Source organism: Centipeda periodontii DSM 2778 (assembly GCF_000213975.1).
GTDB lineage: Bacteria > Bacillota > Negativicutes > Selenomonadales > Selenomonadaceae > Centipeda > Centipeda periodontii.
In genome coordinates this window covers 1,513,938-1,528,586 of the sequence record NZ_GL892076.1, presented here as the reverse complement: position 1 = coordinate 1,528,586, position 14,649 = coordinate 1,513,938, and the positions used below count along the sequence as shown (strand labels likewise).

General features: G+C 50.5%; 14 protein-coding genes and 1 riboswitch. Of the genes, 13 read left to right on the top strand and 1 reads right to left on the bottom strand.

The window, feature by feature from the left end; genetic code table 11:
- The first annotated feature begins 2 nt into the window (after nt 1–2).
- The 5 genes from purF to purD are packed head-to-tail and all read left to right on the top strand — an operon-like array spanning nt 3 to nt 4,995.
- Entirely contained in the window at nt 3–1,454 is a 1,452-nt protein-coding gene (gene purF, locus HMPREF9081_RS06795; protein ID WP_006306371.1) for an amidophosphoribosyltransferase, read from the top strand.
- Between the two features lie 6 nt (nt 1,455–1,460).
- Nucleotides 1,461–2,510 (top strand): phosphoribosylformylglycinamidine cyclo-ligase, encoded by a 1,050-nt coding sequence (purM, locus tag HMPREF9081_RS06790; RefSeq protein WP_006306370.1) that lies wholly within the window; start codon nt 1,461–1,463, stop codon nt 2,508–2,510.
- Complete coding sequence (purN, locus tag HMPREF9081_RS06785) at nt 2,503–3,135, top strand: phosphoribosylglycinamide formyltransferase (protein WP_006306369.1); 633 nt, start codon at nt 2,503–2,505, stop codon at nt 3,133–3,135. The genes purM and purN overlap by 8 nt, the downstream gene beginning before the upstream one ends.
- Nucleotides 3,132–3,725 carry an IMP cyclohydrolase gene (locus HMPREF9081_RS06780; RefSeq protein ID WP_006306368.1) on the top strand — a complete coding sequence of 198 codons (594 nt, stop codon included), beginning with the start codon at nt 3,132–3,134 and terminating at the stop codon, nt 3,723–3,725. Before purN ends, HMPREF9081_RS06780 begins: the two co-directional genes overlap by 4 nt.
- A gap of 10 nt (nt 3,726–3,735) precedes the next feature.
- Complete coding sequence (gene purD, locus HMPREF9081_RS06775; RefSeq protein ID WP_006306367.1) at nt 3,736–4,995, top strand: phosphoribosylamine--glycine ligase; 1,260 nt, start codon at nt 3,736–3,738, stop codon at nt 4,993–4,995.
- Between the two features lie 65 nt (nt 4,996–5,060).
- Here purD and HMPREF9081_RS06770 read toward each other — a convergent pair whose 3' ends face one another.
- Nucleotides 5,061–5,819 (bottom strand): HAD hydrolase family protein, encoded by a 759-nt coding sequence (locus HMPREF9081_RS06770; protein WP_040394705.1) that lies wholly within the window; start codon nt 5,817–5,819, stop codon nt 5,061–5,063.
- 156 nt (nt 5,820–5,975) lie between these two features.
- Here HMPREF9081_RS06770 and HMPREF9081_RS06765 point away from each other — a divergent pair, with 156 nt between their 5' ends.
- The 8 genes from HMPREF9081_RS06765 to HMPREF9081_RS06730 all read left to right on the top strand — a co-directional run bounded on the left by HMPREF9081_RS06765 (nt 5,976) and on the right by HMPREF9081_RS06730 (nt 14,609).
- Nucleotides 5,976–7,310, top strand: a complete 1,335-nt coding sequence (locus tag HMPREF9081_RS06765) for an MATE family efflux transporter (protein WP_006306365.1) — start codon at nt 5,976–5,978, stop codon at nt 7,308–7,310.
- Nucleotides 7,311–7,459: 149 nt separating this feature from the next.
- Nucleotides 7,460–7,659: riboswitch (cobalamin riboswitch) on the top strand.
- Between the two features lie 139 nt (nt 7,660–7,798).
- Complete coding sequence (gene nikB, locus HMPREF9081_RS06760; protein WP_006306364.1) at nt 7,799–8,743, top strand: nickel ABC transporter permease; 945 nt, start codon at nt 7,799–7,801, stop codon at nt 8,741–8,743.
- Nucleotides 8,740–9,552, top strand: coding sequence for a nickel transporter permease (nikC, locus tag HMPREF9081_RS06755; protein WP_006306363.1), 813 nt, complete (start codon nt 8,740–8,742; stop codon nt 9,550–9,552). Before nikB ends, nikC begins: the two co-directional genes overlap by 4 nt.
- 11 nt (nt 9,553–9,563) lie before the next feature.
- Nucleotides 9,564–11,129 (top strand): ABC transporter substrate-binding protein, encoded by a 1,566-nt coding sequence (locus tag HMPREF9081_RS06750; protein WP_006306362.1) that lies wholly within the window; start codon nt 9,564–9,566, stop codon nt 11,127–11,129.
- Between the two features lie 18 nt (nt 11,130–11,147).
- Nucleotides 11,148–11,945, top strand: coding sequence for an ABC transporter ATP-binding protein (locus HMPREF9081_RS06745; protein WP_006306361.1), 798 nt, complete (start codon nt 11,148–11,150; stop codon nt 11,943–11,945).
- Nucleotides 11,926–12,756, top strand: coding sequence for an ABC transporter ATP-binding protein (locus HMPREF9081_RS06740; protein WP_006306360.1), 831 nt, complete (start codon nt 11,926–11,928; stop codon nt 12,754–12,756). Before HMPREF9081_RS06745 ends, HMPREF9081_RS06740 begins: the two co-directional genes overlap by 20 nt.
- 235 nt (nt 12,757–12,991) lie before the next feature.
- Nucleotides 12,992–13,618: a DUF47 domain-containing protein gene (locus HMPREF9081_RS06735; RefSeq protein ID WP_006306359.1), complete on the top strand. Its 627-nt coding sequence runs from the start codon at nt 12,992–12,994 to the stop codon at nt 13,616–13,618.
- Nucleotides 13,611–14,609 carry an inorganic phosphate transporter gene (locus HMPREF9081_RS06730; protein ID WP_006306358.1) on the top strand — a complete coding sequence of 333 codons (999 nt, stop codon included), beginning with the start codon at nt 13,611–13,613 and terminating at the stop codon, nt 14,607–14,609. Before HMPREF9081_RS06735 ends, HMPREF9081_RS06730 begins: the two co-directional genes overlap by 8 nt.
- Nucleotides 14,610–14,649: the final 40 nt, after the last annotated feature.

The following is a 14,649-nucleotide window of genomic DNA, read 5'->3' as shown; positions in this document are numbered from 1 at the left end:
CAATGTACGAAAAAGTGCCAAAGTGGAAGGAAGAGTGCGGAATCTACGGAGTATACTCCCATGCAGAGGATGTAGCCGAGATGACGTATCTCGGTCTCTTTGCGCTCCAGCACCGCGGACAGGAGAGCGCTGGCATCGCTCTCACGGATGGCTATTGGATCGATGTGAAAAAGGGGATGGGGCTTGTCAGCGAGGTCTTTCGCGAACAGCTCCCACATCTTGACAATGCCAAGATCGCCATTGGTCATGTCCGCTATGCAACGACGGGCTTCAGCCTTGCGGCGAATGCCCAACCACTCCGCGTCAACTATGCGGGAGGTGCACTTGCACTCGCGCACAATGGTGATCTCACAAATGCCGCACTGATCCGCCGTGATCTTGAACTTCAGGGAACCGTCTTTCAAACGACGATTGACTCCGAGGTCTTTGTCCACCTAATCGCGCGTTCACAGAAGACATCCATTGAGGAGCGTATTCTTGAGGCGGTCAAGGTCGTGCGCGGTGCTTTCTGCCTTTCGATTATGACAGAGGATAAACTGATTGGTGTGCGCGATCCACAGGGATTCCGTCCATTGTGCATCGGGAAGACGCCGGATGGCGGGTGGATCCTCTCCTCTGAAACATGCGCCCTTGAGGTCAATGGCGCTGAATTTGTGCGCGATGTATTGCCTGGCGAAATGATTGTCGTTGACAGCGATGGGCTGAAATCCTATCGCTTTTCCAATGGGGAAGACATTGCTTCCTGCATTTTTGAATACATCTATTTCGCGCGCCCGGACTCCATCATTGACGGACAGAGTGTCCATGCGGCGCGCTTTGAGATGGGACGTGTTCTGGCACGGGAGTCCGGCCTCCGCGGAGATGTTGTCATCTCCGTACCGGATTCCGGGACGACGGCAGCAACAGGATTTGCCTATGAAACGGGGATTCCGTTTGCGGAGGGACTGATCAAGAATCGCTACATCGGTCGCACCTTCATTCAGCCCACCCAGAAACAACGTGATGCAGCGGTCAAGCTTAAGCTGAGTCCGGTGCACTCAGTCGTAGCAGGAAAATCGGTCATTATGGTTGACGACTCTATCGTGCGTGGAACAACGAGTGGGAAGATTGTACGTCTGCTTCGAAATGCGGGAGCACGGGAGATTCACGTCTGCATCAGCAGCCCGCCGATTACGGATCCCTGCTACTACGGAATCGATACGTCCATTCGTAAGGAGCTGATCTCAGCGACGAAAAGTGTCGAGGAGATCTGTTCCTTCATCGGGGCGGATTCCCTGCATTTCATCTCGATTGAGGGGCTGCGGCAATGTGTTCCCGCGCTCAATCCGGATCACATGTGCTATGCCTGTTTCAACAATGATTACCCCGTTCCCGAGGAAGACGCTACCCTTGATGAGGCTGACAAGATCATCCTCGAGCGGCGTCGGATTGCACAGCGTGAAAGGGGGCTCTGAGAGCCGATGGAGAAAATGACCTATCGCAGCGCAGGAGTTGATATCGACGCAGGAAATAAATCCGTGTCGATGATTAAGGACGCCGTGCGCGCGACCTATCGTCCCGAAGTACTGGGTGATCTCGGCGGCTTTGGGGGATTGTTCGCTCTCGATACAAAGTCATACAAAGAACCTGTTCTCGTTTCCGGTACGGATGGTGTCGGTACAAAACTGCGCCTTGCCTTTCTGCTGAACAAACATGATACGATCGGACAGGATGCTGTCGCAATGTGCGTCAACGATATTCTCGTACAGGGAGCGGAACCCCTTTTCTTCCTTGACTATCTTGCCGTCGGCAAACTCGAACCGACACAGGTTGCCGAAGTGGTAACAGGTGTCGCGCGGGCGTGCAAGGAGTCCGGCTGCGCCCTGATCGGCGGTGAAACCGCCGAGATGGCGGGCTTCTATCCCATCGGAGAGTATGATATTGCAGGGTTTTCAGTCGGCGTTGCGGAACGTTCCAAACTTATCACGAGCGCACGTGTAAACGCAGGAGATATATTGCTTGGCCTGCCCTCCTCAGGCGTTCACTCAAATGGATACTCCCTTGTACGAAAAATCGTCTTTGAGCACAAGGAATTCAAGGGCGATGAATACATGGAGATGCTTGGCAAAACGATTGGGGAGGAGCTGCTGACACCGACCCGCCTCTATCCTCGCGTTTGCCTACCACTTATTCGAGAGTTCGATATTCACGGCATGGTGCATATCACAGGCGGTGGTTTCTACGAGAATATTCCACGCGCCCTGCCCGAACATATGGGAGCAGAGGTGAACGATGCAGCATGGGAAATGCCGCCGATCTTCCAGCTCCTTCAGGAGTGGGGAAATGTGGATTGGCCGGAGATGTACCGTACGTTCAACATGGGGATCGGCATGATACTCATTCTTTCGCCTGAGGAAGCAGAGCACGTGGAGGCACATCTGCATGCACAAGGAGAAGCGGTCTATCGTATTGGTCATGTAACGGAGGGGGCTCATGAGGTCGTCATCAAGGGCGGTGTCTTTGATGCGTAAGGAAAAACTGGGCATTCTCTGCTCAGGGCGAGGTTCCAATCTGGCATCCATCGTCGAAGCAATTGAACGTGGCGAGATTCGTGCCGAAATCGCCGTCGTCATCTCTGACAAGATCGATGCCTACGCACTGGAGCGTGCACGTGAGAAAGGAATTCCTTCCATTGCTGTCGTCTATCGGGACTATCCGGAACGTGCAGACTTTGAACGAGCCCTGATTGCAGAGCTGCGTGCCCACGATGTAACCCTTGTCGTTCTTGCGGGATTCATGCGCATCCTGTCTCCCGTCTTTGTCCATGCGTATACAGGACGCATACTAAACATCCATCCGGCACTTCTGCCAAGTTTTCCGGGAGCACACGCTCATCGCGATGCACTTGCTTACGGAGTGAAGGTCAGTGGTTGCACTGTTCACTTTGTGGATGAGGGCATGGATTCCGGTCCCATCATCCTGCAGGCTGCTGTTCCTGTGATGGAGGGCGATACAGAGGAAACACTTGCAGAGCGTGTCCTTTCGCAGGAACATCGAATATTTCCTGAAGCAATCAAACTCTACGTCGAAGGACGACTGCATACGGATGGGCGAAAGGTGCATATCCTGCCCGCCGCTGAAGGAGAATCATTATGAAGATAAAGCGTGCTCTGATCAGTGTATCCGACAAGACCGGCGTTGTAGACTTCGCGCGTGTACTGAACAGGTCGGGAGTCGAGATTATCTCCACCGGCGGTACGATGAAGACGCTGCGCGAGGCCGGTATTCCCGTGATCTACGTCAGTGATGTGACAGGTTTCCCTGAAATCATGGATGGGCGCGTCAAGACGCTGCATCCGTTCGTTCACGGGGGGATTCTTGCAGTGCGGGGGAACCAGACACATGAAAAAGCACTGCGTGAACTAAAGATCACACCGATCGATCTCGTTGCCGTCAATCTCTATCCCTTTAAGGAAACCGTTGCGAGTCCCAATGTCACGCTTGCCGAAGCCGTTGAACAGATCGACATTGGAGGTCCTGCCATGATTCGTGCAGCAGCAAAGAACTTCAAATTTGTCACTGTGATTACAAATCCTACGCGCTATACAGAGATTGCGGAGAAGATTGAGAAGGACGGTGCGGTCGATGGTATGACGCGTATGAAACTTGCCCATGAGGCATTTGCACATACGGCAGACTATGACAGTGCTATCAATGCATATCTTGCCGGTCAGTTGAAAAAATGAGGAAGATGACGTGAACATTCTCGTAATTGGATCGGGAGGGCGTGAACACGCTCTTTTTTGGAAACTCAAAGAAAGTCCGCAAGCGGACAAAATCTATGCGATTCCCGGCAATCCGGGCATGGGAGAGACGGTGGACATCTCCGTAACGGATAATGCGGCAATTCTGCGCTTTGCTAAAGAGAAGGAGATCGGTCTTGTAGTAGTCGGTCCAGAGGTTCCTCTCATCAATGGTCTCGTTGATGATCTGGAGAAGGCGGGCATTCGTGCATTCGGTCCGCGTGCAAATGCCGCTCAGATCGAAGGATCGAAGGCCTTCGCAAAGAACCTCATGAAGAAATATGGGATTCCAACCGCACGCTATGAAGTGTTTACCGAAGCAGAACCTGCACGCGCATACGTTCGTCGCACGGGTGCACCGATTGTCGTCAAGGCGGACGGACTTGCCGCCGGAAAAGGCGTCATTGTCGCCATGACAGAATGGGAGGCGCTTGACGCCGTCAACGCCATCATGGAAGACAACACCTTTGGTGATGCAGGAGCACGCGTCGTCATTGAGGAGTTCATGGAGGGGGAGGAGGCATCTCTTCTTGCCTTTACGGACGGAAAAATCATTCGTCCCATGATCAGCGCACAGGATCACAAGCGCGCCTTTGATGGGGATCTAGGGCCGAATACAGGCGGCATGGGTACCTACGCTCCTGCGCCGGTCATGACACCGGAAATGACGGAGCGCGCAGTGGAGGAGATCCTGAAACCGACCATTGCAGCTATGGAAAAAGAGGGATGCCCCTACCGCGGCTGCCTCTATCTCGGTCTGATGGTTACGCACGAAGGTCCAAAGGTTGTCGAGTTCAACGCACGTTTTGGCGATCCGGAAACGCAGGTCGTCCTGCCGCTGCTCGATGGTGATCTCGTTCAGATTATGTGTGCCTGCGCGGACGGAACCCTTGCCGATGTTCCCATTCATTGGAAGGATGGAGCAGCGGTGTGCGTTGTCCTCGCGGCAGGCGGATATCCTGCCTCCTATGAAAGAGGGGATGTGATTCACGGAATTCCGGACGCAGAGAATGCCGGCGCACTTGTGTTTCATGCGGGCACAGCAGCGAAGGATGGGAACATTGTCACGAACGGTGGGCGTGTACTTGGTGTTGTCGGCATGGGGAAGGATATCACAGCTGCGGTAAAAAAGACATATGAGGCTGTCGAAAAGATCTCCTTTAAGAATGTTTATCATCGCAAAGACATTGCACATCGTGCATTGAATCGCTAATCAGTCAATAAAAATATGGGTCTGTTGTACGAAGGTAAAAACTTCGTGCAACAGACCCATATTTTTTAGAGATGATCGCGTAGCATTGCACCGACAGAACCATAGACAGCATATGCCGCTTCGTGCATAAATGATTGTGCACGCTGTACAGTAAATCCTTTATATTTCTCAATCATGACGAGATCATTGCGATCATCTCCAATGATGAGAAGTTCAGCACTATCCCACCGCTTCCATTGAATAAGTGTTTCGATGCCCGTACTCTTGTTTACACTGGCATGATTCAGATCGAGGAACTGCCGATTTATATTTCCTGTGAATTGCTGTGGAAAGTCTTCTTCGATTGCTGCAAAGGCTTTAACAGCTTCCTCAGTGTCACGAAACCGCATCCCGATTTGGACAACATCCTTGAGGTTCATTGCATCTTCGATGCTGTTAAGCGGCGTTAAAAAGGAGGCAGGAACATCCGTGCGAAGACGATATGTGTAGGCTTGCTCGGGTGTAAAAAAGAGCATTCCGTCCGTATAGTTCAGAACATGTTGCGAAGGAAAAAAAGCTTTCATAATATCATAGGAGAGTGGCGTTGACGAAATGACCGACCCGTCCGTTTCATGAATCGCTGCGCCGTTGCAGCAGATATAGAAATCTACGGGAATCTGATAAGCCCTCGCTTCTTTGTCAATTAAACTGTAGTCTCTGCCCGTAACAATTCCGAATTTATTTCCTGCATCACGCCAAGCGTGAATGGATGCAATGGTTTCTGTAGCAACACCCTCTTCTGGAACAGATAGTGTGCCGTCGTAATCACTGAACGCTATTTTCATAGACTGTATTCCTCCGATTTCTCTCATATATTCTCACTAAATCAAAACTACCGTATTGGAGCTGAAATGTCAATTCATATTCTCATATTATTGACAAGTATTATCATTTTGTGATAGCTTGTTGAAATGTGATTTAGGGAGCAGGGAGAGGATACTGTGCTGACATCCTATGACAAAAACTATTTGAAGATCGGACTTCCTGCGGCGTTGGAAGGCGTCCTGATGATTTTTCTGAGCAATGCCGACATCATTATGGTTGGCATGCTCGGAACAGGCGCCATTGCGGCAGTCAGTATCTTTACACAACCTCGCATGATGCTCCTCACCGTGGCACGTTCAGTCGCGGCCACCGTTACCATACTGATTGCTGAACGATTCGGCCGGGATGAACACGACACCTATGGCGATATTCTCAAAAAAACGATGGTTCTGGTTATCGTCGTTCTTGGACTTGCTCATGTCGGCTTCTTTATCTACCTTGATTCTATTCTTCTCTGGATGGGCGCACAACAGGACTATTTAACGGATGCCATGATTTACGGTCTCTGGACATTACCCGCCGTCTTTATCACATCTGTCACAACACTCATGCAGGCAGTCATGTTTGGTCGTGGAGAATCCATGCGCGTCCTCTCGATCAATATACAAGGAAATGTTATCAATGTCGTCCTCAATGCACTTCTCATCTTTGGGCTCGGTCCATTCCCACAGCTTGGTGTACTTGGCGCCGCACTCGGGACGGTCGGAGGCTCTATATGGTCATTCTGCCTCACCCTGCGTGTGCTCTATATATGGGGCATCTTCAATCAAGGGAATTATTATCTGACACGCACATATATGCGTGAATTTCTCAGCGTATTCGGTGGGATTTTCAGCGAACAGGGATTTGAGCGCATCGGTATGGTTGTTTATACACGCATGGTCGCCGAACTTGGGACAATACCCTATGCTGTCCATGCAATCGCTATGAACTTCTGTGATTTCTATTACAGTTTCTGCAATGGGATGGGCAAGGCGAGTACAGTCCTCGCAGGGCACAATCGGGATATACATAAGCAGGATGAGTGGAGGCGCTATCTCTGGAGTGGAATGCGCTGGAGTTTGATTTTTTCCATCGCAGCATTTCTCATAACATTTCTCCTGCGTGAGGAAATCTTCGGCATCTATGCTCATGATTCGTCACTCGTGCCGCTCGGAAGTCTGATCATCGCATATGTCGCTGTCGTGAGCTTTCCGGAGGCATATCAGATGGTATGTACGGGAATTCTGCGTGCCAGTGAAAAAACAACGCAGGTCGCTGCGTACTCCTTTGTGAGCATTACGGTACTTCGCCCCATCATCACATATATATTCCTCTATAAACTCAATATGGGACTTGAGGGAGCATGGATGTCTCTCGTACTGGATCAAAGTATACGTGCCGCATGTGCCGGGCTCCTCTTGTACGGTGTATATCAAAAAAATTACCACGGCACATGGAAACTATTCTAAGCACGAATAATAACAGCAGATAAAGGACTTATTGACTATCCAAACGAAATAATCTGGAATAAATGTATTGACAAGTATACCAGATATGGATATACTACATTTTGTGTTATTATAAAATTAAATAATACGTTGCGAGTGTCAATGGACAATGTACTTTGTACTTTGAAAATGTCCGTTGTGCGATGAGAGGAAAATGGGTGTGATGCCCATGCTGTCCCGCAGCCGTAAATAGGGAGTGTTCTTCCACAGGCACAGAGCCTGTGCCCGTAAAGTCACTGGTGCAAACCGGGAAGGCGGAGGAACGCGCTGATCTATGAGCCGGAAAGCCTGCTCGCAATAGGATTCATTGCTGGACTCACGAGAGATGGGGAGATGAATAAGGCAATGATGTGTCTTGCACAGAGACATATCATTGCAGCTTGTTTGTGCCGCTTTTTCTTATGAGATAAGCGGTTTTAATATGCAATAATTACAAAGGAGTTGGGGAGTTGAGTGCAAAAGCCTTGCTGATGCGTCTTGGCCAAATGCTGCTCACGTTATTGGGTGTAACGTTCTTAACATTTGCGCTGACATTTTTTGCTCCAGGTGATCCTGTGGATGCGATCTTGGAGACGGGCGATACCATTGTTTCGCAGGAGACAATCGAGCGAACACGCCATGAGCTCGGGCTCGATCTTCCGTTTCATCAGCAGTATATTCGCTGGCTGGATGGGGTTGTACATGGCGATATGGGAATGTCCTATTCTGCGAAGATCCCTGTGAAGGATAAGCTTCTCCAGAATCTGCCGGGGACACTGCTCTTGGCAGGAACAGCGGTTATTATGATGCTGCTGATTTCCATTCCGGCAGGCGTTGTGTCGGCACTTTATCGCAACCGCTGGCCGGATCAGATCATCCGCATCTTCACCTTTCTCGGTGTCTCCATGCCAAGCTTTTGGGTGGGACTCATTCTGCTCTATGTCTTTGGTCTAAAACTGGGGCTTTTCCCGATTGCGGGCGGCGAGGTAAGTCTGGATCGTATGATTCTTCCTGCCTTTACGCTTGCGATCCTGCTCTCATCGAAGTATACGCGGCAGGTGCGCACGGCTGTGCTTGAGGAGCTCGGACAGGACTATGTCACGGGTCTTAAGGCACGCGGTATGGCGATGTCACGAATTCTCCTGCGTCATGTCTTGCCAAATGCTTTCCTGCCGCTCATCACACTGCTCGGTCTTGCCATTGGCTGGCTGCTCGGTGGTGTTGCCGTTATTGAGATTGTATTCTCGTGGCCGGGCATCGGACGTCTTGCTGTGCGTGCGATTGAGACACGCGACTACCCGCTCCTGCAGGGCTTTGTCCTCTGGATTGCAACGCTCTATATGATTGTGAATCTGATTGTTGATATATCCTATACCTATCTGGATCCGAGACTGCGAAAGGGGGCGAAATCATGACAAGAGATGCGCTTCTCTTTCGTCTCTATACGGGGCTGATCCTGTTGATTGCGCTCGCTGCAATCTTTGCGCCTTTGCTTACTTCGTATGATCCATATGAATCGCAGATTCAGATGTCTCTGCTCCAGCCATCTGCCGAGCACTACTTCGGAACGGATAAGCTGGGGCGTGATCTCTTTACTCGAGTGCTCTATGGTGCACGGGTTTCGTTGACAATGACACTGTTTGTTGTCGTTCTCATTGCGGGGCTTGGCACGCTGATAGGTGTCATCTCCGCCTATGTCGGCGGCAAGGTCGATACAGTAATCATGCGGCTTGCTGATATTTTTCTGGCATTTCCGGGCATTGTGCTTGCGATTGCAATTGCAGGTGTGCTTGGCGGCAGTGCTGTCAATGCAGTCCTGGCCATTGTGGTTGTCGGTTGGACGAAGTATGCACGCCTCGCACGCAGCTTGACCCTGAAAGTGAAGCAGCAGGATTATTTGGCTGCCGCCATTACAAACGGTACACGACAGGCGGATATGATTCGGCGGCATATCCTGCCGAACATCCTGCCGATCATCATTGTGACAGCGGCGCTCGATATTGGGGCACTCATGATGGAGCTTGCGGGGCTCTCCTTCCTCGGATTCGGCGCACAGCCGCCGACGCCGGAATGGGGCCTCATGCTGAATGAGGGCCGCCAGCTGATTCAGACGGCGCCCTGGCTTATGATCTTCCCCGGACTGGCGATTGTCATCGTCGTTGCGGTATTTAATCTTTGGGGAGATAGTCTGCGGGATATTATGGACCCGCGCAAGGTGAATTAAAGGAGGAACAAATGGGAAAGAAAAAAAGATGGCTTGCGGCACTTCTGACTGGCTGTATGGCAGCAGCGCTCCTGACAGGCTGCGGCGGCGGAAACCAGTCCGCAGGCGACAAAACGACGCTGAAGGTCGGCGTTACAAATTTTGCGGATTCTCTTGAACCCACGGAGAATGCATTTGGATGGGTCGTCATGCGCTATGGCATGGGGGAGACACTGACGCAGTTTGATGAAAAGATGAACATCCAGCCGTGGCTTGCCGAGAGCTGGGAGATCAGTGACGATAAGCTGACGTGGATATTCAAAATTCGTGATGTTAAGTTTTCGAACGGCAGGCCTCTGACAGCTGCAGCGGTCAAGGCATCCCTTGAGCGTACATTTGCGAAGAATACACGCGCAGCAACCTTCTTCAAGTATACGAATATGGAGGCGGACGGACAGACACTCAAGATCACGACAGAGAAGCCGGCACCGAGTATGCTTGGTTATCTCGCAGACCCCCTCTTCCTCATCGTCGATGTCGAGAGCGAAAAGGAACGCAATTTTGCAACACAGGGGCCCATCTGCACCGGTCCGTACATCTGCGAGTCCTTCGTGAAGGAAAAGGCCGTCATGAAGAAGAACCCGAACTACTGGGGCGGAGAAGTTCCCTTTGAAACGGTAGAGATTCCGTCCATCGACGATCCGAATACACGCGCGATGGCTCTCCAATCGGGTGAGGTCGATATGGCAGTCAACATTGCTGCCGGTGATATTGGGCTCTTCAGCGACACTGCGAAGTTCCATGTTGACCGCATTGCATCGCTGCGTACGGTTTTGGCGCGCATCAACCAAAAGGGGATTCTTGGCGACCCGAAGGTACGCGCTGCGTTCATTTCGATGACGGACCGCAAGGCGTACAATGAGGTTATCCTCAAAGGGACCTTTATCCCGGGAAAGGCTCCGGTTCCGCCCTCTCTTGACTATGGTTTCGATCAGCTGACCGATCCGAATGCCTATAATGTCGACCGCGCAAAGCAGCTCCTCGACGAGGCAGGCTGGAAGGATACAGACGGCGACGGCATTCGCGATAAGGACGGCAAACCGCTGTCTGTGGACTTTATCATCTACAACAGCCGTGCTGAGCTGCCGATCTATGCAGAGGCAGTCCAGGCAGATGCGAAGAAGGTCGGCATCGATGTGAAGGTCAAGACGGTTGATTACAATCTTCTTGATAAAATTGGAATCAATGGTGAGTATGACCTGCTGATTTCCAACATCACGACGGCAAATACGGGTGACCCCGAGATTTACCTTAACTGGTACTGGCGCACGAACATCAACGGCAACAACCCGCAGAACGGCTCCGGTTACAGCAATCCTGCATACGATGCGAAGTGCGCTGAACTCGCCGTTGAATTTGATCCTGCAAAGCGCCGTCAGCTGATGATCGATATGCAGCAGATCCTGCTGGACGACGGCGCAGCGCTATTCCTCGGTTATCCCGAGACGAACATCATCAGCTCCACGAAGATCACGGGCGCAATTATGCATCCGGCAGACTACTACTGGATCACGAACAAGATCAAACCTGCAAAGTAATAAGGAGGAGAAGCCTGAATGTTAATTGAGGTGCGAGGGCTCAAAATCGCATACGAGGGCACGGAAATGGTGCACGGTGTGGACTTCACTCTCAAGGGCGGAGAAGTTCTGACCATTGTCGGCGAAAGCGGCAGCGGAAAGACCACCGTCATTCGGGCGATGCTGGGCTGCCTGCCACATGTCGGCAGAGTAACAGCCGGTGAGATCCTCTATGACGATAAGGATATGGCGAAATGCTCTGCAGAGGAATGGCGTCATGTCAGCGGCAAGACCGCTGCGATGATCTTTCAGGACAGCGGGAGTATGATGGATCCGATCCGAACCATCGGTGAACAGTTCGTAGAGTACATTCAGACACATGACACGATGGGGACGAAGGAAGCAACTGCACAAGCACAGGATATGCTCGCGCGTATGCATCTCTCGAATCCTACGAACGTCATGAAGAGTTTTCCGTTTGAACTCTCCGGCGGTATGCGTCAGCGTGTCGGCGTTGCCATGGCGATGTTCTTCAAACCGGCACTTCTGCTTGCCGATGAGCCCACGTCTGCATTGGACGTGACCACGCAGGCACAGGTCGTTAATGAAATGATGGATATCTGCCAGAAAGACGGCACATCGATTGTCCTTGTGACACATAATCTCGGCGTTGCCGCCTATATGTCTGACCAGATCTTGGTCATGCAGAACGGCAATGTCGTTGAACACGGAACCGCCGCAGAGATTATTGAACACGCGCAGAATCCTTACACAAAGGAACTCCTGCGTGCCGTACCGCAGATTGGAGGGGAGCGTTATGACGCAGTCGGAGCGTGAGAAAATTCTTCGCATCGAGCATATAACGAAGCGCTTTCCTCTGGAGGGCGGCAAGGTCCTTACAGCGTGTGACAATGTGACATTTCCCGTGTATCGTGGAGAGATTCTCGGTATTGTCGGTGAGAGTGGCTGCGGCAAGAGTACGCTTGTGCGTACGCTCATGCAGCTGCATGCGCCGTCCGAGGGACAAATTTTCTTTAAGGATCAGGAGATCACGGGGCTGAAAGGTGAGGCCGCGCGCAATATGCGGCGCAATATCCAGATGGTATTCCAAGATCCGACGACATCGTTTAATCCAAAGATGAAGATCAAGGACATCATCTGTGAACCTCTGCGCAACTTCGGACTCCTCAAGGGGAGTGCACGGGACAAGGCGGCTGAATTATTGCGGCTTGTCGATCTGCCCGAGGAATTTGCCGAACGCTATCCTGCAAATATGAGCGGGGGACAGCGTCAGCGCGTCGGGATTGCGCGTGCACTGGCATTGGAGCCGGAGATTCTGGTCTGTGATGAGGCGACGAGCGCGCTTGATGTTTCTGTGCAGGAGACGATTGTTGAACTGCTTGTCCGTATTCAGCGGGAACGCAATTTGACCATTCTCTTCATTTGTCATGATTTGGCACTGGTATCACGCCTTTGTACGCGCGTTATTGTCATGTACTTCGGAAAAGTTGTGGAGCAGCTGGATGGACGAGATCTCGCACATGCAAAGCACCCCTATACTCGAAAACTCCTATCATCCGTATTCACTCTTCTGCCGAAGGGGAAAGCTCCGCGTATCGTTGTTCCAGATGTAGAAATTCCTGCGTAGTCGGCATTTCAAATGACAGATAGATAAAATAATATACCGTAAAAGAGCAGCGATCTTTGCTGCTCTTTTACAATGCGCTCTTCCTTCTAATCTATTTTGCAGAAATATTGAATCGCCATATAAGCGGTTTTCAAATTTTATCTTGCTGTCAATCTGAAATAATGATATTATTGTGTTGTAGGTTTTTTATGTATATCCCTCCAACTTCAATCTTCTTAGGGAGGAATCTGGATTTATGTTTAATTTCAAGCAGAAAGATGACGAATTCTTTGACTTGTTCCTTGAGAGCGCAAAGTTCTTTCAAAAAGGGGCAGGCGTCTTGAATGATGTCATGCAGGATTATACTTCCGCAGCTGCAAAGGTGGAGGAAATCAACCGTATTGAACATGAAGCAGATGCCATCAATGACCGCATCATCGACAAGCTGAACCTCACCTTTATCACACCAATTGATCGCGAGGATATCTATGCCTTGGCAAACGATCTTGACGACGGTGTTGATCTCTTGCAGGGGATACTACAACGTTACGAAATGTACCGCATGGGAAAGCCCATGGCGGGTGCCGTCAATCTGACAAAACTCCTGATCTCTGCCACAGAAGAGGTTGTGCGGGCCGTTTCCTATCTTGAAAATATACGAAAAAATCAAGTCCAGATACTGGATGCTTCACACAAAATTGAGCGCTATGAGAGCGAAGGGGATCTCATCTATCGGAGTGAGGTGGCATATCTTTTCGATAACGAGAAGGATCCTATCGAGCTCATTCGATGGAAAGATGTTTTAGAACAGTTGGAGGATACGCTGGATCATTGTGAACTCATTGCGGATATGCTGCGGGGAGTGGTAATGAAATATGCCTGATTTCCAGCTTTTGATCTTCTTAGTCATATTTTTAGCACTGCTATTTGACTTCATCAACGGCTTTCATGATACCGCAAATGCAATCGCCACATCTGTTTCGACGCGGGCGATTCGTCCGCAACACGCAATCATCATGGCTGCGGTTCTCAATTTCTTTGGTGCCATGTATAGTACCGGCGTTGCAAAGACGATTGGATCGGATATTGTCAAATCAGCCTCCCATGTAGATGAGCATATTTTGATTGCGGCACTTTTTGGCTCTGTTATATGGAATATCATAACGTGGAGGTTTGGTATGCCGTCGAGCAGCTCGCATGCACTCATCGGCGGACTGATCGGTGCGGTACTGATGTCTGCTTCCGGCATGAATGGCTTAAATTTCTATGGCATCGGGAAAATTATTCTTTCCCTGATCCTCTCACCACTTGTTGGAATGGCACTGGGATGTGTCATTATGATGTTGCTATTTCGCTTCTTTGGTCGTTTCCGTCCTACATCCATCAATGGCAAGTTCAAGAAAATGCAGATCTTAACAGCAGCTACGATGGCATTTTCGCACGGCTCGAACGATGCACAGAAATCCATGGGTATCATGACACTGGCGTTGCTTGCCGGGGGATACATTGATGTATTCGAGGTTCCAACCTTTGTCAAGGTACTTGCAGCGACTGCTATGGCTTGTGGAACGGCTGTTGGCGGTTGGCGTATCATTAAGACAATCGGTGGAAAGATATTCAAGCTCCAGCCGATTTCCGGATTTGCGGCAGATCTGAATTCCTCCATCATCATATTTGGTGCAACCCTTTTGCATCTGCCCGTAAGTACAACACATGTGGTTTCTGGCTCGATCATGGGTGTCGGTGCAGCAAAACGCATCAATGCAGTTCGCTGGGGAGTTGCGCAACAGATGGTTGTCGCGTGGGTGATGACGATTCCTTGTACTGCAGTAATGGGTGCGATCACGTATAAGTTTGTAACATTTTTTATTTAATTTGGAAAAATCCTGCTCGTATTACGATATTACGAGCAGG